At 62.8% G+C, this 22,523-nt stretch carries 11 protein-coding genes; all 11 read left to right on the top strand.

The features are described from left to right. Window positions 1-5 precede the first annotated feature (5 nt). The 11 genes from KVT38_RS21815 (at window position 6) to rnr (ending at window position 22,514) form a co-directional block, all read left to right on the top strand. Entirely contained in the window at window positions 6-911 is a 906-nt protein-coding gene (locus KVT38_RS21815) for a carbohydrate ABC transporter permease (RefSeq protein ID WP_217595901.1), read from the top strand. A 40-nt stretch (window positions 912-951) separates the two neighbouring features. After that, window positions 952-3,255 (top strand): glycoside hydrolase family 3 N-terminal domain-containing protein, encoded by a 2,304-nt coding sequence (locus tag KVT38_RS21810; RefSeq protein ID WP_217595860.1) that lies wholly within the window; start codon window positions 952-954, stop codon window positions 3,253-3,255. A 14-nt stretch (window positions 3,256-3,269) separates the two neighbouring features. After that, complete coding sequence (locus KVT38_RS21805) at window positions 3,270-6,380, top strand: alpha-mannosidase (RefSeq protein ID WP_217595900.1); 3,111 nt, start codon at window positions 3,270-3,272, stop codon at window positions 6,378-6,380. Window positions 6,381-6,905: 525 nt separating this feature from the next. Next, a complete protein-coding gene (locus KVT38_RS21800) occupies window positions 6,906-8,231 on the top strand; it encodes a glycoside hydrolase family 125 protein (protein ID WP_217595859.1) in 1,326 nt (441 codons plus the stop codon). Between the two features lie 28 nt (window positions 8,232-8,259). After that, on the top strand, window positions 8,260-11,439 hold the full coding sequence (locus tag KVT38_RS21795) for a beta-galactosidase (protein WP_254639438.1): 3,180 nt from the start codon (window positions 8,260-8,262) through the stop codon (window positions 11,437-11,439). A gap of 25 nt (window positions 11,440-11,464) precedes the next feature. Further along, window positions 11,465-14,257: an alpha-mannosidase gene (locus KVT38_RS21790; RefSeq protein WP_217595858.1), complete on the top strand. Its 2,793-nt coding sequence runs from the start codon at window positions 11,465-11,467 to the stop codon at window positions 14,255-14,257. Between the two features lie 512 nt (window positions 14,258-14,769). Continuing rightward, window positions 14,770-15,540, top strand: coding sequence for a sugar phosphate isomerase/epimerase family protein (locus KVT38_RS21785; RefSeq protein ID WP_217595857.1), 771 nt, complete (start codon window positions 14,770-14,772; stop codon window positions 15,538-15,540). Window positions 15,541-15,717: 177 nt separating this feature from the next. Further along, window positions 15,718-17,322, top strand: a complete 1,605-nt coding sequence (locus tag KVT38_RS21780) for a catalase (RefSeq protein WP_254639433.1) — start codon at window positions 15,718-15,720, stop codon at window positions 17,320-17,322. A 245-nt stretch (window positions 17,323-17,567) separates the two neighbouring features. Beyond that, window positions 17,568-19,067 carry a stalk domain-containing protein gene (locus tag KVT38_RS21775; protein WP_217595855.1) on the top strand — a complete coding sequence of 500 codons (1,500 nt, stop codon included), beginning with the start codon at window positions 17,568-17,570 and terminating at the stop codon, window positions 19,065-19,067. 143 nt (window positions 19,068-19,210) lie between these two features. Further along, the gene (gene secG / locus KVT38_RS21770; protein ID WP_090117057.1) at window positions 19,211-19,447 is read left to right on the top strand and encodes a preprotein translocase subunit SecG; all 237 of its coding nucleotides are present in this window, start codon (window positions 19,211-19,213) and stop codon (window positions 19,445-19,447) included. A gap of 193 nt (window positions 19,448-19,640) precedes the next feature. Beyond that, window positions 19,641-22,514, top strand: a complete 2,874-nt coding sequence (gene rnr, locus KVT38_RS21765) for a ribonuclease R (RefSeq protein WP_217595854.1) — start codon at window positions 19,641-19,643, stop codon at window positions 22,512-22,514. The last annotated feature ends 9 nt before the right edge of the window (window positions 22,515-22,523 follow it).

The raw sequence follows: 22,523 nt of genomic DNA, 5'->3' as shown, positions 1-22,523 counted from the left end.
ACGTGATGAAAAGAAAACGCGACTTCCACCAGGTATCGCCGGCTTGGAACGTCGTTTTCAACCTGATCGCCGGCATTTTCGCGATCCTGTGCGTATTTCCGTTTCTGTTCGTCGTCATCATCTCCTTCACCGAGGAGAAGACGCTGGCGACGGACGGCTACCGCATCATTCCGAAGGCTTGGAGTCTGGAAGCTTACCAGTATATTTTCAAAACGGGCGATACGCTGCTTCGCTCCTACGGCGTCACGATCCTCGTGACCGTCGTCGGCACGATCGTCAGCCTGCTGCTCATCTCGCTGTACGCCTACGCCGTATCGCGCCGCAGCTTCGCGTACCGCCGCTTTTTCTCGCTGTTCGCGATCTTCACGATGCTGTTCAGCGGCGGCATGATCCCGACGTATATCGTCGTGACGCAGCTGCTCGGCCTGAAGGACAGCGTCTGGGCGCTTATCCTGCCGCTCGCAGTCAACGCTTTTTATATCATGATTCTGCGGACGTTCTACATCACCGGCATTCCCGACGCCATCATCGAGTCCGGCAAGATCGACGGCGCGGGCGAGTTCCGCATCTTCACCACGCTCGTGCTGCCGCTGTCGCTGCCGGGCCTCGCCACAATCGGCCTGTTCAGCACGCTCGGCTACTGGAACGACTGGTTTAACGCGCTGCTGTACATCGACGACCCGAACAAGGTGCCGCTCCAGTCGATGCTCATGCAGATCGAATCGAGCATGCAGTTCATCCAGCAGAACTCGGCCAACAGCTCCATCAGCCTCGAGATTCTGCAGAACATGCCGCAGGATACGGCGCGCATGGCGATGGTCGTGCTGGCGTCGCTGCCGATCATCTTCGCCTATCCGATTTTCCAGCGTTACTTCGTGCAGGGACTGACCGTTGGGTCGGTTAAGGAATAAGCCTAAGCGGCATGCAAAGAATGAGCGGGATGTGAAAAGGATGGACTATAAGGACCCGTCGAAGCCGCCCCGCGTGCGCGCGGAGCTGCTGCTGCGGCAGATGACGGCGGAAGAAAAGGTCGGTCAGCTCGTGCAGCCGTTCGGCTGGCAGGCCTATGAACATAAAGACGGGAACGTCGTCCTGAAGGAGAACTTCAAGGCACAGGTCGCGCGGGGCGGCATCGGCTCGCTGTACGGCACGTTGCGCGCGGACCCTTGGACCGGCGTCACGCTGGAGACGGGACTGTCGCCCGTTCAGGGCGCGGAGGCGGTGAACGAGATTCAGCGCTATGCGATCGAGAACTCGCGGCTCGGCATCCCCCTGCTGATCGGCGAGGAGTGCTCGCACGGCCATATGGCGATCGGCGCGACGGTATTTCCCGTGCCGCTGTCGATCGGCAGCGCCTGGAACGTCGACCTGTATCGCGAGATGTGCCGCGCGGTGGCGAAGGAGACGCGTGCCCAGGGCGGCGCGGTCACGTATTCGCCGGTGCTGGACATCGTTCGCGATCCCCGCTGGGGCCGGACGGAGGAATGCTTCGGCGAGGATCCGTATCTCGTCGGCCGGCTCGCGGTCTCCGCGGTCGAGGGCATGCAGGGCGAGCGCCTTGATGCGCCAGACAGCGTGGCAGTAACGCTGAAGCACTTCGTCGGCTACGGCAGCTCGGAGGGCGGGCGCAATGCCGGGCCCGTCCATATGGGCTGGCGCGAGCTGCTCGAGGTCGACCTGCATCCGTTCCGCAAGGCGGTCGAGGCGGGCGCGGCGTCGATCATGCCGGCCTACAACGAGATCGACGGCGTCCCATGCACGACGAACGCGAAGCTGCTGGACGAGGTGCTCGTCCGGGATTGGGGCTTCGACGGCATGGTCATCACCGACTGCGGCGCGATCGACATGCTGGCAGCGGGGCACGACACGGCCGAGGACGGCATGGAAGCAGCTGTGCGCGCGCTTGAAGCCGGCATCGATATGGAGATGTCGGGCGAAATGTTCGGGCGTTATCTGCTGCAAGCGCTGAGCGAGGGCAAGCTGAATGAGGCGGCGCTCGACCGCGCGGTCGTACGCGTCCTCACGCTCAAGTTCAAGCTCGGTCTGTTCGAGCGGCCTTATGTGGATGCACAGCTTGCCGGAGAGGCAATCGGCGCGGACGCGCATGTCGCGCTGGCGCGGCAGCTCGCGGCCGAAGGCGTCGTGCTGCTGAAAAACGAGGGCGGCGCGCTGCCGCTCGATCCGGGCCTCGGCGGCACGGTCGCCGTCATTGGCCCGAACGCCGACCTCGGCTACAACCAGCTGGGCGACTACACCTCGCCTCAGCCTGCGGACAAGGTCGCCACGGTGCTCGCGGGCATCCGCGCCAAGCTCGGTGCCGAGCGTGTGCTGTACGCGCCGGGCTGCCGGATTCGCGGCGAGGACCGGGACGGCTTTCCGCTGGCGCTCGAGATGGCGCGACGGGCGGACACCGTCGTCATGGTCGTCGGCGGCTCCAGCGCGCGCGACTTCGGCGACGGCACGATCGACCTGAAGACGGGCGCGTCCAAGGTGACCGAGGATGTCTGGAACGACATGGACTGCGGCGAAGGCATCGACCGGATGTCGCTTCGGCTATCCGGCGTGCAGCTCGAGCTGGTCCAGGAAGTCCACAAGCTCGGCAAGCGGCTCGTGGTCGTCTACATCAACGGCCGTCCGATCGCCGAACCGTGGATCGACGCGCATGCGGACGCGATCCTCGAGGCGTGGTATCCTGGGCAGGAGGGCGGACACGCGATCGCGGACATTTTGTTCGGCGACGTGAATCCGTCGGGACGACTGACGATATCGATTCCGAAGGATGTCGGGCAGTTGCCCGTCTACTATAACGGCAAGCGCTCGCGGGGCAAGCGGTACCTGGAGAGCGATTCGAAGCCCCAGTATCCGTTCGGCTACGGACTCAGCTATACGAATTATGAATACGCCAACCTGTCGGTGACGCCAAGCGCGATCGGGCCGGACGAGGAAGCGACCGTCTCCGTCGACGTGACGAACGCGGGCAGCATGGCGGGCGCAGAAGTCGTGCAGCTGTATATCTCCGACGTCGCGAGTCAGGTCACGCGGCCGGCGCTGGAGCTGAAGGGCTTCAAGAAGATAACGCTGGCGCCCGGAGAGACGCGCACCGTACAGTTTAAGGTCGGCAGGGAACAGCTTGAATACGTAGGCCCGGCTTACGAGCGGGTCGTCGAGCCCGGCTGCTTCAAGGTGCTGGTCGGGCGGCATTCGGACGATACGCTGGCAGCCGATCTGCTCGTGAAGGAGGACGATGACCGATGAACGCAAACGATCTGTTGGAGCGCCTGCGACGCTTCCTGCGCGAGCTGTCCGAAGCGCAATGGCTTGAGCGGGCGGAAGTGCGCGACTGGGCGATCGACCGGGCGACTTATGTGCTCCCGGGGCGGTACGAAGCGATCGGGCCGTACGAGTCGGAGGAGCTTGCCGCTTTTCCCAGCAAGCAGGGGACGACGTACTTTTTCCGCAAAGAGCTTGAACTTCCGGAGAATTGGATCGCCTCGGGCGCCAAAATCGGGCTCGTGTTCGAGTCCGGCGGCGAGGGGCTGCTGCGCGTTAACGGCGCCTCGTACCAAGGGCTGGACCGCAACCACACGTTCGTGACGCTGGACGCCGCCCGAATCGGCACGACGCCCGAGCTTGAGATCGAGCTGTACGACCCGATCCCCGAGCCGGTCGATCCGCTCAACCGGCAGGCCACCATTCATCCGCCGATCACGTCCATCCGCAGCGAGCTGGTGCTGGCGAATGCACCCGTGCAGCGTCTGCTGTACGCGGCGACGGTCGTGCGCGACGCGGCCGTGCTGCTGCCCGACACGGACTTTCGTAAGGCGCGGCTGTTGGAAGCGCTGCTCCGCGCGATGGACGCTTATGTGTCCCTGAGCGAAGGGGATATTCGTGCGGGCGCGTCGATCGCGGAGATTGAGACGAAGCTGGGGGACGAGGTCCGCGCAGTCGGCGGCAACGCCGAAGGCGTCCAGCACATGGTCGGGCAGTCGCATATCGACATCGCCTGGCTGTGGCCGGTGCGGGAGACGGTGCGCAAGACGAGCCGGACGTTCTCGACGGTGGACGCGCTCATGCGCGAGTATCCGGAATTCCGGTATGCGCAGAGTCAGCCGCTGCTGTTCGAATTTCTGAAGAACAACGATCCCGAGCTGTACGCACGCGTGAAGGAGCGGATCGCCGAGGGCCGCTGGGAGCTGGTCGGCGGCATGTACGTCGAGCCCGACCTGAACATCCCGAGCGGCGAGTCGCTCATGCGGCAGATGCTGTACGGCCAGCGTTTTTACAGGGAAGAGTTCGGACGGGTGTCGGACATCGAGTGGCTGCCGGATACGTTCGGCTACTGCGCGTCGCTGCCGCAGATTCTGAAGCATGGCGGCGTCCGCTACTTCATGACGACCAAGCTCAACTGGAACGATACGAACGTGTTCCCGTACGACCTGTTCCGCTGGGTCGGCATCGACGGCACGCCGATGCTGTCGTATCTGAACCACGGCATCAACGAGCATACGACGCCCAAGGACATTCACGAGCACTGGCAGTCTTACCGGCAAAAGGTTGTGTATCCCGAGCAGATGCTGCTGTACGGACACGGCGACGGAGGCGGAGGCGTGACGCGCGAAATGCTCGAATACATCGATCGCGCGGATCTGATGATCGGCCAGCCCGCCAGCAAGCACAGCACGGCCGCGGACTTTTTCGCAGGCGCGGAGCAGAAGCACGGAGAGGTGCCGGAATGGCACGGCGATCTGTATCTGGAGCTGCATCGCGGCACGTACACGACCCATGGACGCAACAAGCGCAGCAACCGCAAGTCCGAGGTGCTGTATCGCGAGGCCGAGCTGTGGCATGCGCTCGCGCTGCCGAAGCTGGATGCCGGCCTCGACGCACGGCTGCGCCGCGAGCTGCATGAAGGCTGGAAGCTGATTCTGCTCAACCAGTTCCACGACATTATTCCGGGATCGGCGATCACCGAAGCCTACGTGACTTCGGAGAAGGAGTACGGGACGATCTTCGAAAAAGGACGCGAGAGCCTCGGCGCGATTGTGCCGGCGCTCGCGGGCGGCATCGATACGACGGCCGGTGAAGGCGTGCCGTATGTTGTGTTTAACGGGCTCGGTTGGGCACGGGACGTGCAGGCGGCATTGGCGGTGGCGGGATCGTCCGCTAGCGCGCTGGCCGCGTACGATTCGGAAGGACGCCGGTTGACCGCCGATGTCTTCGGCGAAGATCGTCTGACCGTGTGTGTGCCGGCGGTACCGGCATTTGGCTACAAGACGGTTTGGCTGCGCGAGGAGATGGATGCAAGTACGGCTGCGGCGGGCGCCGCCGGGTATAGGCTTGGAGACGGCTGGGAAACGGCGGCCTACCGCGTCCGGTTCAACGCGCGAGGCGAGATCGTTAGCCTGTTTGACAAAGCGGCAGGACGGGAGATCGTCAAGGCGGGCGAAGCGGCTAACCGCTTCGGCTTCTACCATGATCGCCCGACGTTGTGGGACGCCTGGGACATCGACGAGCGCTACGAGCTGCAACCGGCCGGCGAAGCCGAGCTGCTGGAGAAGAGCGTCGCCCTGCAGGGCGAGACGATGGATGTGCTGCGCTTCCGCTGGCGTCTTCATCAGTCTGAGATCAGCCAGGACGTCGTGTTTTACCACGGCGACCGGCGCATCGACTTCCGTACTCGCGTCGTCTGGAACGAATCGCACAAGCTGCTGAAGGTCGGTTTTCCGATCGACGTCGTGGCGAGCAAGGCTACGTACGAGATTCCGTACGGGGCGCTCGAGCGCCCGACGCATCGCAACACGAGCTGGGAGCAGGCCCAATACGAAGTGTGCGGCCACCGGTTCGTCGACGTATCGGAGCATGGCTACGGCGTCAGCCTGCTGAACGATTGCAAATACGGCTATGACGTCCAGGGCACGACGATCCGTCTATCGCTGCTACGCGCGCCCAAGTGGCCGGACATCACCGCGGATCTCGGCGAGCATGAATTCACCTACTCGCTCTATCCGCACGAAGGCGACTGGCGGACCGCGCACACGCTGCGCCGCGCCGCGGAGCTGAACGCAGAGGACGTCGTCGTATTGGCCGATCGTCAGAGCGGCTCGCTCCCGGCGACCGGGGCGCTGCTGCCGTTCGTGAGCGAGCATGTCGTGCTCGACTCGGTCAAGCCCGCCGAGGACGGCGACGGCATCGTGCTGCGCCTGTACGAGTCGTCCGGCGGCCGCGGCTGCGCCGCGCTGAACTGGCCTCGGCCGTTCGCGCGCGCCGTGCTCTCCGACGCGCTCGAAGCGAACGGCGACGCGCTTGAGGCCGAGGATGGTCGGATCGAGCTGGCGTTTGCGCCGTTTGAGATTAAGACCGTTAAGCTTTTAGATCGCTAAAGAGGTTGAGTTGGCGATCTTAAAATCGACGGTATGCAGCGGATCAGCCATTCGCCAGCGTTCTACGGTGGCGGGAAGGCGATATGCCAAAGAGCTGATAGCGGCACGGAATGCCGCTAACACACGCTGTCATGTCGCCTCCAGTCTCGTTAGCGGCATGAAAGAACGTTAACTCGCGCCTCCACATCGTCTCCAGCCCCGTTAACGGCACGCAATGCCGCTAACAGAAACACACACGCAGAAACACACACGCTGCCTTGGGCCCTTAGCGGCATTAAATGCTGCTAATATACGCCCCCCGGCCACACTAACTTTAGTTAGTCGGCAAGCAACGGGACAGCGGCATGCCAGTATCATATCGCGGGAATCGGGGTTCGACCAAGAGCCGATAGCGGCACGCAATGCCGCTAACATAAGCCACCAGCCGCGGCGGGATCTGCGGCACACCCAACGTCCCACGCACACATTTGCTCGATCAAGTAATTTTAGCTCGTTAAATCAAACAGAAGCGGGGGCCTGCCTGCCATGGAACAATTCAGATTGCCACAGATCGCGATGCCGAAGCTGACGCTGCCGGCGGCCGTGCGGGACGTGCTGGCGGAAGCCGAGCAGCGGCTCGCGCACCGTCCGAAGCTGCTGCAGCTTTTCAAAAACTGCTTCCCGAACACGCTCGAGACGACGACCAAACTGCTCGACGACGGCACGACGTTCGTCATTACCGGCGACATCCCGGCCTCCTGGCTGCGCGACTCCGTCGAGCAGGTCGTCCACTACGTGCCGCTCGCCAAGGACGACGCCGACCTGCAACGCATCATCGCGGGCCTCATCCGCCGTCACATCGCGTACATCCAGATCGATCCGTACGCGAACGCGTTTAACGAATCCGCCAACGACTGGCACTGGAACACGACCGACGAGACCGAAATGTCGCCGTGGGTGTGGGAGCGCAAGTTCGAGATCGACTCGCTGTGCTTCTCGATGCGGCTGGCCTACCTGTACTGGAAAGAAACCGGCCGCGCGGACGTGTTCGACGCCGGCTTCAAGCAAGCGATGCGCATCATCGTCGACCTGTTCAAGACCGAGCAACGCCACTTCGAGCTGTCCCCGTACCGCTTCACGCGCAACAACGGCATCCCGACGGACTCCCTGCGCAACAACGGGCTGGGCATGCCGGTCAACTACACGGGCATGGTGTGGTCGGGCTTCCGCTCGAGCGACGACGCCTGCGATTTCCACTACAATATCCCGGGCAACATGTTCGCGGTCGTCGCGCTGCGCCATATGCAGGAGTTCGCCGAATGGGTATTCCGCGACATGGCGCTGCTGGCCGAGCTCAAAGCGCTCGAAGCCGACATCGATCACGGCATTCAGCTGTACGGCATCTACCGCCACCCCGAGTTCGGACCGATCTACGCCTACGAGACGGACGGCTACGGCAACTACTGCCTGATGGACGACGCGGGCACGCCGGGTCTCATGTCCATTCCGTACCTCGGCTACGTGTCGGCGGACGATCCGATCTATCAGAACACGCGCCGCTTCGCGCTGAGCAAGGAAAATCCGTTCTACTACGAAGGCAAAGTCGCGCGCGGCATCGGCAGCCCGCATACGCCGCCGGACTACATCTGGCATATGGCACTGTCCATGCAGGGCATCACGGCGTCGACCGCCGAGGAGAAGCTCGAGATGATCGCGATGCTTGAGGCGACGGACGGGGACACGGGATTCATGCATGAGGGCTTCCACGCCGACGATCCGGCCGTTTTCACGCGCAAATGGTTCGCCTGGTCCAACAGTCTGTTCTCGCAGCTCGTCTACCGCGCGATGAAGGATGGATTGCTCGATGCGTAACGAGGCGTTGAAGGGGGATGCGATGAACATGGATTCGACGGCCGGTCCGATGAAAATCGTCGTCTTTTACGACCCTGCCTTTCCGGGGGCGCCGGCGCTGATGCTGGAGGAGGCGCGGCTGGTCGGCGAACTGGTGAACGCGGAGGAGCTGGGCGAACGGCTGCGCCGGCCCGACGTCGGCTGTTTCGTATCGCTGCATGCGCCTTACTTTCCGATCGACGCCTGGGAGGACATCCTAGCTTATCTGAAAAAGGGAGGCGGGCTGCTGAGCGCGGGAGGCGCGCCGTTCCGCAGGCCCGTTCGCCGCGAGGGCGGCGTCTGGCATGCCGAGCCGGAGCAGACGGCTTATCACCGCCAACTGCGCATTCACGAGATGCTGCGGGTGTCGGCCGATCGCGTGACGCGGCACGAAGCCCATGCGGACATCCCGCTGCTGGCCGGCAAGGAGGCGCTGCTTGAGGTCGCGGATACGTGGAATCTCGTGCCGCATGTGACGAAGTCGAGCGACCTGCCGCATCAGATGGGCTCGGCAGGGCCGATGGACGCGCATATATACGCATTGCTGAAAGGCGTATCGGCAGACGGCCGCGAGCGCTCGGCGCCGGTCGTCCTGTGGGAGAACACCAAGGGCGAATTCGCCGGGGCCCGCTGGCTGTTCGTCAATCAACCGCTGGGCGTCTCGTTCGTGGCGCGCGGCGGGTTCGTGGCGTTGGCGGCGTGGGCCAGGTTCTGCGCAGCCGGCGTCACCGAGCTCTGGCTTAAGACGAGCTACGCGGTTTATGAGGCGCATGAGCGTCCGTTGCTCACGCTGCAGGCGCAGGCGCTCGGCCGCCGCGTCGCCGCGGAGCGCGGCGGGCGGAGATGGACGTTCGACATCCGGATCGAGCGGGAAGCTGAGGACGGGTCCCCAGCGCCGGCTGGCACGGGCCACGCGCAGGACGACGGCACGGTCGAAGCCTATCGGCACGCGCTCGAAGCGGAGGCGCGCCCGGAGCTGGACATCTGGCGCATCCCGGTGAAGGCGGACGTGCAGAGCGGCTACTACGCCGTCGTATGCCGGGCCGAAGCGGAGGACGGTGAGGTCCGCTACCTCCGCCAGGGCTTCTGGGGCGCGGACCCGGCCCTGCTGGCCGAAGGCGCGCCTATTCGGGCGGGACGCGACTACTTCGAGCGGGACGGACGCCCGCTGCCGATCGTCGGCATGACGTACATGACGAGCGACGTCGCGCGCAAGTTCCTCTTTCTCCCGAACGTCTCCGTATGGGACCGCGACATGGCGCAGATGCGCCGCGCGGGCATCAACTGGATCCGTACGGGCATCTGGACGGCCTACCGCAACATCATGCAGGTCGACGGCCATGTTTCTGAGGATGCGCTGCGGGCGATCGACGCGTTTCTGCTGACTGCCAAGAAGCATGGGCTGCAGGTGACGTTCACGTTCTTCTCGTTCACGCCGGAAACGTGGGAGGGCGTCAATCCGTACCTGGATCTGCGCAGCGTGGAGGCGCAGAAACGGTTCATCCGCACGATCGTCAGCCGCCACCGGGAGACGACGCATGTCGACTGGGACCTGATCAACGAGCCGTCGATGTTCGATCCGGCGCGGATCTTTTCGGACGGTCCGCGCTCCTGCCGCGACCCGTTCGAGCAGGCGGCATTCGCCGAGTGGCTGGAGCGGCGGCACGGCACGATCGAACGGCTGCGCGAGCGCTGGAGCATGACGCCGGGCGAGCTGCCGGACTTCGCGTCGGCGGAGCTGCCGGAGCCCGAGCAGATCAACTTCGACGTGCAGGACATGCACAGCGGGAAAAAGGGAACGCGCTGGCTCGACTACGCGCTGTTTTCGATGGACATGCACAATCGTTGGGCGAGCCAGCTCGTCGCCGCGATCAAGGACGTTTGCCCGGATCAGCTCGTCACCGTCGGCCAGGATGAGGCGCTAGGCGCGCAGCGGCCGTCCCCGTTCTTTTATGGAAAAGCGGTCGACTACACGACGGTGCATTCCTGGTGGCTGAACGACCAACTGCTGTGGGACGGCGTCTTCGCCAAGACGGCGGACAAGCCGAACGTCGTACAGGAGACCGGCATCATGTACGTGGAAACGCCGGAAGGGCTCGCGAAGCGTTCGGAGCAGGAGCTGAAGGCGATGCTGGAGCGCAAATACGCCTACGCCTTCGCGGCGGGCGGCGCCGGCGCAATCCACTGGATCTGGAACACGAACTTCTATATGGACAACGCGAACGAATCCCATATCGGGGCGCTTCGCGCGGACGGCACCGAGAAGCCGGAGGCCGACGTCTCTTATGACTTCGGCGCATTCATGGAGCAGGTAAGGGATCTGTTCAAAGGCCGCGAGCTCGAGGACGTAGCGGTCGTCTTCCCGTATTCGAACGATCTGTCCAACCGCAAGCTGGCCTTCGACGCCACGACAAAGCTGACCCGCGTGCTGTCCTACGGGCTGAACGTGCCGTTCCGCGGCGTGTCCGAATACGACCTGAAGCCGCTGCTGGACGAGCCGGCCAAGCTGATCGTGCTGCCTTCGGCGCACAACGTGGACGACGCGGCCTATGCCGAGCTGCTGGACATCGTCGGCCGGACGGGCGCGACGCTGCTCGTCACCGGTCCTGCGGGCCTCGATGCATACTGGCGGCACACGGACCGTCTCGCGGAGACGCTGGGCGCGCGCAAGCCCGCCAACGTCGTGCGCGAAGAGCGGCTTGCCGTCGGCGGCAAGCGCTACGCAGTCAGCTACGGCAGCCGGCGCATCGCGCAGGTCGCCAAGGAAGTGCCCGCGGATCGCGACGGACGCGATGCGGACACGGCGATCGACGTGCCTTGCGGCAGCGGCCGCATCCTCTGGTGCCCGCTGCCGGTCGAGCTGAACGACCGCGACGAGCCGATCGCGGCGCTGTACGCGCACGCGCTGGAGACGGCAGGCTACGCGCCCGCGCTCGAGTGGCTCGAAGGCGGCGACCTGCCGGGCGTTTACGGGCGCAAGCTATCGTTTGCGGAAGGCGCGCTGTTCGTATTCGTCTCGGAGTATGCCTACGATACGCCGGTCCGGGTGAAGGATGCTGCAAGCGGAGCGACGTATTCGTTCCTGCTGGAACGCGAGCGCTCGGTGCTGTTCGCGGTCGATGGGGCTGGACGACTGACGGCCGTCTACCGCCCGGACGATACGACGGTTCACACGGATGTCCGCGCCTGAGCTTCCTGGAGAGGAGAGAAACATTTTGGAGCCAAAAAGAACCGCCCATATCATCTCGCACACCCACTGGGACCGCGAATGGTATTTACCCTATGAAAAGCACCACGTCCGACTGATCCGGCTCGTGGATACGCTGATGGACACGCTGGAGTCGAAGGAGGAGTACCGCAGCTTTTTCCTCGACGGCCAGACGATCATTCTGGAGGACTACCTTCAGGTGCGTCCGGAGCGCCGGGAGCGGCTGGAAAAGCTGATCCGGGAAGGCCGGATCCATATCGGGCCTTGGTACATTTTGCAGGACGCGTTCCTGACGAGCGGCGAAGCCAACTTGCGCAACCTGCTCATCGGGCACCGCGACGCCGCGCGTTACGGGACGATCTCGAAGGTCGGCTATTTCCCCGACACGTTCGGCAACATTGGCCAGGCGCCGCAGATCATGAAGCAGGCGGGCATCGACAACGCCGTGTTCGGACGCGGCGTGAAGCCGACCGGATTCAACAACACGGTGGCCGATTCGGAGTACGAATCGTCGTTCTCCGAGCTGATCTGGGAAGGGTCCGACGGATCGCGCGTGCTCGGCATTCTGTTCGCCAACTGGTACAGCAACGGCAACGAAGTGCCCGTTGACGCGTCCGAAGCGAAGGCTTACTGGGACCGCAAGCTGGCGGATGCGGAGCGCTATGCGTCGACCGACCAACTGCTCTATATGAACGGCTGCGACCATCAGCCGATCCAGACCGACCTGCCGGAGGCGATTCGTGTCGCCCGCGAGCTGTATCCGGACACCGACTTCGTGCATTCGAGCTTCGAACAATATCTGGCGTCGGTCAGGCAGTCGGTCGGCGGCAACCTGTCCGTCGTCAAGGGCGAGCTGCGCAGCCAGCGCACCGACGGCTGGTCGACGCTCGTCAACACGGCCTCCGCGCGGGTGTATCTGAAGCAGATGAACCAGCGGGGGCAAGCGCTGCTGGAGCGCGTGGCTGAGCCGCTGGCGGCGATCGCGCACGGCGTCGGCGAAGCCTACCCGCATCACCTGCTGACGTACGCCTGGAAGACGCTCATGCAAAACCATCCGCACGACAGCATCTGCGGCTGCAGCGTCGACGAGGTTCATCGCGAGATGGTGACCCGGTTCGAGAAAAGCCGGCATGTCGCCGAGGCGATCATCGACGACAGCAAGCGGGCAGCGGCGGATGCGGTGGATACGTCGGCATTCGGCCGCTACGGCGCGGATGCGCTGCCGCTCGTGGCGTTTAACACGACCGGCTGGCCGCGCACGGGCACGGTGGAGATCGAGCTCGACGTCGAGCGGATCTACTACCGCGACGGCGTGCCGCCCGAGGAGATGAAGCGTCGCATGAAGGCGCTGGACATCGGCGGACGCGTATTGGTGGATGCCGAGGGCGTGGTCGCGGCTTGCGGGGTGGAGGACCTTGGCCTGCAGTTCGGCTACGATCTGCCGGACGACAAGTTCCGCCAGCCGTACTGGACGCGGCGCGTGAAGCTGACGTTCGAGGCGGCGGACGTGCCGGCGCTAGGCTGGAAGGCTTATGCATGGGTCAAGGCGGCTGCTATTGGCGCTGATGGCGAGGCTGGCGTTGGAGCGAATGCCGCGGTGAACGCGGTTGCTTCGCTTGTCAGCGGCGAGCGCGCGCTGGAGAACGACCGCCTGCGCGTCGAGATCGCGGACGACGGCACGCTGTCCGTGACGGACAAGCGGACCGGCCGCACCTATCGGGATTTGCTCGTCTACGAGGACACCGGCGACATCGGCAACGAATATATGTACCGCCAGCCGGACGGGGAGCAGGCGCTGACGACCCGCGGCCTTGCCGCCGACATTCGGATCGTGGAAGACGAAGCGCATCGCGGCGCGATCGAGATCGTGCACCGCTGGGCCGTGCCGGCCTCGGCGGACGCGCTGTTCGAGGAAGAGAAGCGGGAAGCCGTCTACTTCCCCGAGCGCAAGGCGCAGCGCGTGGCGGAGACGGTGCCGATGGAAATCCGGACCGTCGTCAGCCTGGAGCGCTCGGGCCGCGGCGTCGGCATCCGGACGACGATCGACAACCGCGCCAAGGACCATCGGGTACGGGCATTGTTCCCTTCGGATATTCAGGCGAAAACTCATCTGGCAGACGCAATCTTCGAGATCGCGCGCCGGGATACCGAGCCTGCGGCCGAGTGGCGCAATCCGAGCAACGCCCAGCATCAGCAGGCGTTCGTGGACGTCGCGGACGGCAAGGCCTTTGGCCTGACGGTCGCGAATCTCGGCCTGAACGAGTACGAGGTACTCCGCGACGGGCGCGGAACGATCGCGGTGACGTTGCTGCGGTCGGTCGCCGAGCTGGGCGACTGGGGCGTCTTCCCGACGCCCGAGGCGCAGTGCCTGGGCGTGCATACGGCCGAGCTGCTGCTCGTGCCGCACGGCGGCGACGGCGCGACGGATGGCGCGTACGCCGAGGCGTATCAGTTCCAGGCGCCTTGGACGCTGGCGCAGACCGGCGTGCACGGCGGCGCGCTGGCCGTCACCGGGCAGCTGCTGAACTGGGAAGGCGAGGGCGTGGCCTTCTCCTCCGCCGCGATCGGCGAGGAGAGCGGAGACCTCATGGTCCGCTGGTTCAACATGCGGCCGGAAGCGTCCGAGCTGCGCGTAGCGGCGACTGCCGAGGCGTTCTACGAGAGCGACGTGCTTGAGCGGCGCGGGGCGGAGGTTGCGCCGGCGGCGGAGGCTGAGGGCCAAGCGCTTGTTCGCAAGCTGGGCGCCTGCAAGATTTTTACGCTGGGCATCCGGGGCGCAGAGGCGAGAAGCGTGAAGTAGTCTCGACTGGGACCACCTCGGCAGCCAAGCTGGTCAGAGCGGCACAAGTAGTCTCCGTCAGAACTACTTTATCGTGCCAACCGATCACGGTTCGCGAAGTAGTCTCAACTGGGACCACCTCGATAGGCAGGATGGTCAGAGCGGCGCAAGTAGTCTCCGTCAGAACTACTTTATCGTGCCAACCGACCGCGGTTCGCGAAGTAGTCTCAACTGGAACCACCTCGGTAGGAAGGCTGGACAGAGCGGCGCAAGCAGTCTCCGTAGGCGTCACTGTGGCAGCAAGTCAATGACGATCAGAATAAGGAACAAAAGGAATGAAGCAGCGCGACTGTTTCATTCCTTTTTGCGTATAAGGCGGCCACCTGCATATGGCAGGGTCCAAATGCCATATAAAATGAGCAAATAACGGTCTCGTAAGCGCTCCCGCCAAGCGCCTATAATGGAGGAGGACGAGAAGGCAAACGGCGCGTCATGCGTCAAAATCGAATAATCCGAATATGGAGGAATGAATCATGAGCAAGCCGCAAGTGGGCATCCAGCTTTACTCCGTACGCGACCGCAGCGAGAAGGACTTCCTCGGCACGATCCGCGAGATCGCCGGGATCGGATACAAGAACGTTGAATTGGCGGGCAACTACGGCGTTTCCGCCGCCGACCTGAAGAAGGCGCTGGCCGATGCGGGCCTGAACGTCAACTCGGTGCATGTCGGCCTGAACGTGCAGGAGCCGGACAAGTTCGAATCCGACCTGAACGAGAAAGTCGCTTATTACAAGGAGCTCGGCATTAAGCGCTTCGTCGTGCCTTACTACCCGCTGCCGGAAAATCCGTCCGTCGAGGACGTGAACAAGTTCGCCGACACGTTGAAGCGCGCTTCCGCGATCGTACGCGCGGCCGGCCTGGAATTCGGTTACCACAACCATGCGTTCGAATTCAAGCCGGCACAGGACGGCAAGCTGGTCATCGATCACCTCGCCGAACAGCTGTCGGCTGAAGAGCTGACCTTCGAATTCGACCTCGGCTGGGTGAAGGTCGCAGGCCAGGATCCCGCCGCGTTCATCGAGAAGTATGCAGGTCGACTGCCGCTCGTGCATGCCAAGGACTTCAAGGACGACGGCAAGGACACCGAGATCGGCAAGGGCTCGGTCGATTGGGACTCCGCGCTTGCGGCCGCCGAGAAGGCCGGCGTCGAGTACGTCATCATCGAGCAGGAGCAGTACGACGTGAACTCGCTCGAGAGCGCGAAGCTGAACTACGCTTGGTTCAAGGAGCGCGGCTGGATCTAAGAGACCGCCTCGCGATTCGCTGAATGAAGCCCGGCCGACGGCCGGGCTTTTTGCCGTGCGCGTCGTTTTTCACCTCGTCTTCATCCGGAATTCATGCCATCTTCATGCATATCCTGCCAGTCCAGGGATAGAGTAAGAATAGCGATTCATTCTTACTTAATAGAGGTGACCATGGAGATGGCGAACGAGACGAATCAGAACGGCGGACAACGACAGGGCGCGGAATCGGACATGACGCTGACCAATCGCCAGGGACATCCGATCGCGGACAACCAGAATGTGCGGACCGTGGGCAACAGAGGACCGACGACGCTGGAGAATTATCATTTTCTCGAAAAGATCACGCACTTCGACCGCGAGCGCATTCCCGAGCGCGTCGTTCACGCGCGGGGCGCCGGCGCGCACGGCTACTTCGAGTCGTACGGCAAAGCGGGAGACGAGCCCGTATCGAAGTATACGCGCGCGAAGCTGTTCCAGGAGGCGGGCAAGCGGACGCCGGTGTTCGTACGCTTTTCGACCGTCGTGCACGGCGGGCACTCCCCGGAGACGCTGCGCGATCCGCGCGGCTTCGCGGTCAAGTTCTACACGGAGGACGGCAACTGGGATCTCGTCGGCAACAACCTCAAGATCTTCTTCATCCGAGATCCGCTGAAGTTCCCCGACATGGTGCACGCGTTCAAGCCGGACCCGGTCACGAATGTCAACAATATGGAGCGCATGTTCGACTTCCTCTCGCTTTCGCCGGAAGCTACGCATATGGTCACGTTCCTTTTTTCACCCTGGGGGATTCCGGCGAACTACCGGCAGATGCAGGGCTCTGGCGTCAACACATACAAATGGGTCAACAAGGACGGCGTCGGCGTGCTCGTCAAGTACCACTTCGAGCCGCTCAAGCTACCGATCCGCAACCTGACGCAGGCAGACGCCGACAAGATCATCAGCCAGAACTACAGCCACGCGACGCAGGATTTATATGAAGCGATCGAAAAAGGCGAGTATCCGGAGTGGGAGCTGCGCGTGCAGATCTTAAGCGACGACGAGCATCCCGAGCTCGACTTCGACCCGCTCGACCCCACCAAGCTGTGGCCGGAGGACGTGGCGCCGATGCTGCCCGTCGGCAAGCTGGTGCTCGACCGCAATCCGGCCAACTACTTCGCGGAAGTGGAGCAGGCTGCGTTCGGCACGGGCGTGCTGGTGGACGGCCTCGATTTTTCGGACGACAAGCTGCTGCAGGGGCGCACGTTCTCCTATTCGGACACGCAGCGGCACCGCGTCGGCACAAACTATTTGCAGCTGCCGATCAACGCGCCCAAGTCGCATGTCGCGACGAATCAGCGCGACGGCCAGATGGCATACAACGTCGATGCGGCGCCCGGCCAGAGCCCGCATGTCAACTACGAGCCTTCCTCGCTCGGCGGACTGAAGGAAGCGCCCAAGGCAGGCAAGGATCACGAGCCGGCGTACAACGCGAAGCTTGTGCGGCAGAAGATCGACCGGCCGAACGACTTCAAGCAGGCGGGGGAAACGTATCGCGCCTTCGAGGACTGGGAGCGCGAAGAGCTGATCTCGAATCTGGTCGCGAACCTGAGCATCTGCAAAGCGGACATTCGCGAGCGGATGATCGGCTACTTCACGCAGGCCGATCCGGACTACGGCCGCCGCGTGCGCGAGGGGCTGGAGGCGAACGGGCTGCAGCACGGCAATCCGGCGACGGGTTCGGCCGCGTCGGATGCGGGCGTCGAGGAAGCGAAGAAGCTGGGCGGAGAGACGGACGGGTATTGAGAAGATGGAGCAGAGAGGGCTCAATGAAGAGTTGGCGCAGTAGCCGGCGATCTTCATTTGCCCAGCCGATTGTGAACTGATAGAAGCGGATCGTTCGATTGCCGAGCGATCCGCTTTTTTTTGCGCCAGAAGGTTATCGACGTTGTGAAATGAGAAAAAACCTATAAATTTTTGCCGTATTATGGTAAATTGAGTCGAGATATGACTTATACCATTGAATGAAATTTACTGGGAGGGGCATGTAAATGAAAAGAAACTGGCGAACACCGTTTGTGTCCATCGCGCTTTTGATGTCATTGCTCACGTTGCCGGTTAGTCAAGCCGCTGCGCTGTCATTATCCATTAACGGAAACGTTCAAAAACAGGATGTCGACCCGGTTATGGTGAACAACACCGTTCTGGTTCCGCTGAAGGGGACGCTGGATCCGCTTGGGGCAAAGTTGCAATGGGACGGACCTTCTCAAACCGTAACAGCGGTCAAAGGCGACACGGTCGTAACGCTTAAAATTGGCGAGTCGGTGGCCACTGTGAAAAAGGGCTTGGAAGTGACGCGAATTACGCTGAATCAACCGGGTTTGCTCATTAAAAACCGGGTGATGGTACCCGTCCGTTTCCTGGTCGATCATTTCGGCGCAGCGGTTACTTGGGACAAGGCGAACCAGACAGTCGTCATCACGACCGCTGACACTTCTTCAACCGCGCAAGGTGCTAAGGGCGAGAAGGGCGATAAGGGCGAGAAAGGTGAGAAAGGTGAGAAAGGCGATACGGGTGCCACTGGACCTGCGGGCGCAACGGGGCCAGCGGGGCCGACGGGCGCGAAGGGTGACAAAGGGGATAAGGGAGACAAGGGCGATACAGGCGCTATTGGACCTGCTGGCGCCACGGGACTTGCAGGACCGACGGGTGCGAAAGGCGACAAGGGTGATAAAGTCGATACTGGAGATACGGGTGCCATCGGACCTGCCGGTGCAACGGGACCGGCGGGCGCGAAGGGTGATAAGGGAGACAAGGGCGATACAGGCGCCACCGGACCTGCCGGCGCAACGGGACCTGCGGGACAGACGGGCGAGAAGGGTGACAAAGGGGATACAGGCGCAGCGGGACCGGCAGGCCCTGCGGGCGCGACCGGGCCTCAAGGTCCGCAGGGAGATAAGGGCGATACAGGCGCAACGGGACCGGCAGGCCCTGTCGGCGCGACGGGGCCTCAGGGTCCGCAGGGAGAAAAGGGGGATACAGGCGCAACCGGACCGGCAGGCGCAACTGGCGCCACCGGGCCACAAGGTCCGAAAGGCGACAAGGGTGACCCGGGAAGCGCTCCGGCAGGCCTCATCAGCGGTATTTACGCCTATCAACTCTCTACCTTAGCGAATGCCACGGTTGTTGGCGGCGCTGATGTCCCCTTTTCCAATAACGGGCCGAATTTCGGCGGGATGTCCGACACCCACACCCACACCCAAGGCTCGACCACCTTCAGCGTTGAGACTTCGGGTATATACAAAATTAACTATAGTCTAAGCATCACAGCGGGGATCGGATCCGCGGCAGCTATAGCGGTTAACGGCGCGGTAGATCCGAGCACGAATATAACCTTCCTCAATGCGGTCGGCAACATTAGCGGCGTAGCCTACCTGAAACTTACTGCAGGCGATGTCATTACACTACGCAACAACTCGGCTGTAGCGCTGACACTGACGCTTGCTCCGAGCGTGAGCGCTCAGATGGTGATTGAAAAAGTAAGTGTTTGATCAACTTCCTGATCAGGATGATTATCGAGAAATAAGAAGGTACGACGGTTGCCACGTATCGCAGGCTTGTGCTATTATTAAGCTAACGTTTTATGCCTATTGAACCGATTCTCAGTGTTCCGGCATCACGGGGGGTGGAAGCAGTGGAAATCGCTTTGAAAATCGTACTGGTCATTTTCTCGCTCGGTCTGATCGGCACCGTATTGTTGCAGCGCGGCAAGAGCGCGGGCCTGTCGGGCGCCATCTCCGGCGGTGCGGAGCACTTGTTCGGCAAGCAAAAGGCACGGGGATTGGATCTGTTCCTTCAACGCCTCACGATCGTTCTGGCAGTCGGATTTTTCGTTCTGTCCTTGGTCGTTGCTTACGTCGTGAGTGTGTAATTGCAACGTCGTTCAAGCGGGAAGCGAGGGCTTCCCGCTTTTTTTGTATCGTGAATCCGACTGGCGAGATTTACCAACGCCGACTTTTCCGTCCTGAAGCGTCCCGGTACCTTAACGATATTTGGTTCGGGACATCTTGCTGCGCTCCGATTGGCTCACCGCTAAATCGTGTATACTATTGGAAGATGAGGTGATGCCAGTGCCATCGTGGAGCGAGCAGGAGCTGCTCGAGATGATGAAGAATCCAGACTACAAGCCGCTCACTTACAAAGAGCTCGAAGCGCGCTTCGAGATTACGGACGCCGCGGAATTTAAGGCATTCCTGCGTCTGTTGACGGAGATGGAAGAAGCGGGGAAAATCATGCGTTCCCGCGCGCAGCGCTACGGTCTGCCCGAACAGATGAATCTGCTGCGGGGCCGATTGCAGGTGCACGCGAAGGGCTTCGCCTTTCTGCTGCCCGAGCAGGAGGGGCATCCCGATCTCTATATTAATGCCAACGACCTGAAGGGCGCGATGAACGGGGATATCGTACTCGCCCGCATCACGTCCAAGAACCACGACGGCAGCCGCATGGAAGGCGAAGTCGTGAAGATCGTCAGCCGCGCCGTCACGCAGATCGTCGGCGTGTTCGAACATCACGAGAGCTACGGCCTCGTCATTCCGGACGACAAGCGGATCAACAAGGAGATCTACGTCCGTCCGGCGAATTTCAAAGGTGCGGTAACCGGGCAGAAGGTCGTGGCCGACATCGTGCACTATCCGGAAGGCAAAGCGGCTGCCGAAGGCGAGATTATCGAGGTGCTCGGCCACAAGGACGATCCCGGAGTCGACATCCTCAGCATTATCCGCAAGCACGGGCTGCCGGAGAAGTTCCCTGACGAAGTGAACGCCGAGGCGGAAGCCGCGCCGGACGCCATCTCCGAGGAAGAGATCGTCGCCCAGGGCCGGCGCGATCTGCGGGGCAAGACGATCGTGACGATCGACGGCGAAGACGCCAAGGATCTGGACGACGCGGTAAACGTAGAGCGGTTGCCGAACGGCAACTATGTGCTCGGCGTACATATCGCGGACGTCAGCTACTACGTGAAGGACAAGTCCCGGCTCGACGAGGAAGCCTACAACCGCGGCTGCAGCGTATACCTCGTCGACCGTGTCATTCCGATGCTGCCGCACCGGCTGTCGAACGGCATCTGCTCGCTGAATCCGAAGGTGGACCGCCTGACGATGTCCTGCGAGATGGAGTTCGAGGCCGGCACGATGAAGCGGGTCCGCCACGACGTTTTCACCAGCGTCATCAAGACGACGGAGCGCATGACCTACACCAACGTCCGCAAGATTCTCGTCGACGAGGATCCGGAGCAGATGGAGCGGTACGCGCCGCTCGTCGAGACGTTCCGCACGATGCGCGAGTTGGCGCTGGCACTGCGGGACAGCCGGATGCGCCGCGGCGCGATCGATTTCGACTTCGAGGAGTCGAAGGTGATCGTAGACGAGGAAGGCAAGCCGGTGGACATCGTCAAGCGCGAGCGTTCGATTGCCGAGCAGATTATCGAGGAGTTCATGCTGGCGGCGAACGAGACGGTGGCGGAGCATTTCCACTGGCTGAAGGTGCCGTTCGTGTACCGGATTCACGAGGATCCGGACAGCGAGAAGCTGCTGACGTTCGTGCAGTTCGCTTCGAACCTCGGCTATACGGTGCGCGGCAAGGGCAACTCCGTGCATCCGCGCGCGCTGCAGGATCTGCTGGAGCAGATTCGCGACACGAAGGAAGAGAACGTCATCAGCACGATGATGCTGCGTTCGATGAAGCAAGCCAAATACGATTCGCAGAGCCTTGGACACTTCGGGCTCGCGGCCGAATTTTACACGCACTTCACCTCCCCGATTCGGCGTTATCCGGACCTGGTCATTCATCGCGTCATGCGCGAGGTGCTGGAAAACGGAGGGACGCTGCCGGAGGAACGCCTCGAGCAATGGGCCGTGCGCATGCCGGACATCGCACAGCAGTCGTCCGAGAGGGAGCGCGTGGCCGTCGATGCGGAGCGCGACACGAACAAGCTGAAGAAGGCCGAATTCATGCTGGACAAGATCGGCGAGGAATACGACGGCATCATCAGCGGCGTGACCGGCTTCGGCATGTTTATCGTGCTCGACAATACGGTGGAGGGTCTGGTCCGTCTCGGCGAGATGAGCGACGACTACTACCACTTCGACGAGCGTCAGATGGCGCTGCTCGGCGAGCGCACGAGCAAGGTGTACCGATTGGGAGACGAAGTGCGGATCAGAGTGGGACGGGTGAACATGGACGATTATAACATCGACTTCGAAGTGGTCGGCATGAAGCCGCGCAGCGAGAACAGAAGCGGCGGAGCGGGCCAGCGAGGCAATGGGGGACAAGGCGGCGCCGGTGGATTCGCGGGCGCGCGCAAGGGCAAGAAACGCCGCGGCGGCGGGGAAGCGCCGGCGGCGGAAGGCGGCCGCGGCGGCGCGGCGCGCGGTGAGGGCGGCGAACGCCGGAGCGGCGCGCGTGGGGATCGCGGCGCCGGTGCTGGGCAAGTGGCGCCGCCGTTTGTGGCCGCAGGCGCGAAGCCGGGCGGCGGCAAGCGCGGTCGAGGCGGGCGCGTGGGCGTCGGTGCAGGCGATGCCGATGCCGGCGTGGCCAGCGACGAGCGCGACGATTCGCCGATGCTGAATGAGCTGGGCGAGTTCGAGCAATCGGCTGTGCAACTGCCGCAGCCGCAACGACGCGGCGCGGGGCTGGCAAGCGAGGAGCTGATCGGCTTTGGCAGCGATGCAGGAATGCCGCCGCGCCACGAGCGCGATCGCGAGCCGGTCGACGTGAACCGCGATTCGCCGGACTACGTTCCAGCGCCGACGCCAAAGAGCAAGCGCGGTCCGAAGCTCGACATGTGGGGCCTCCCGTTCACGACGCGCAAGTACGCGAACGATGACGACGAGGAGCGCTTCTACGGCGAGAAGAGCCAGCTTCGCCGAGAGCGCAGCGCGCTCGGCCATGGCCGCAGCGGCGGCGGCAGCCGCTCCGGCGCTGCGCACATCCTAATATGAAGTGGGGAT

Origin of the sequence: Cohnella sp. GbtcB17, from assembly GCF_019091135.1 — a bacterium.
Classification (GTDB): Bacteria; Bacillota; Bacilli; order Paenibacillales; family Paenibacillaceae; genus Cohnella.
The sequence above is the reverse complement of the archived record's forward strand: the minus strand, read 5'-3'. Positions and strand labels throughout refer to the sequence as shown.

Bases quoted from the DNA above. Each gene is read 5' to 3' on its own strand.
- KVT38_RS21815 (WP_217595901.1), top strand. From the start codon at position 6: ATGAAAAGAAAACGCGACTTCCACCAGGTATCGCCGGCTTGGAACGTC.
- KVT38_RS21810 (WP_217595860.1), top strand. From the start codon at position 952: ATGGACTATAAGGACCCGTCGAAGCCGCCCCGCGTGCGCGCGGAGCTG.
- KVT38_RS21800 (WP_217595859.1), top strand. From the start codon at position 6,906: ATGGAACAATTCAGATTGCCACAGATCGCGATGCCGAAGCTGACGCTG.
- KVT38_RS21795 (WP_254639438.1), top strand. From the start codon at position 8,260: ATGGATTCGACGGCCGGTCCGATGAAAATCGTCGTCTTTTACGACCCT.
- KVT38_RS21785 (WP_217595857.1), top strand. From the start codon at position 14,770: ATGAGCAAGCCGCAAGTGGGCATCCAGCTTTACTCCGTACGCGACCGC.
- KVT38_RS21780 (WP_254639433.1), top strand. From the start codon at position 15,718: ATGGCGAACGAGACGAATCAGAACGGCGGACAACGACAGGGCGCGGAA.
- KVT38_RS21775 (WP_217595855.1), top strand. From the start codon at position 17,568: ATGAAAAGAAACTGGCGAACACCGTTTGTGTCCATCGCGCTTTTGATG.
- rnr (WP_217595854.1), top strand. From the start codon at position 19,641: ATGCCAGTGCCATCGTGGAGCGAGCAGGAGCTGCTCGAGATGATGAAG.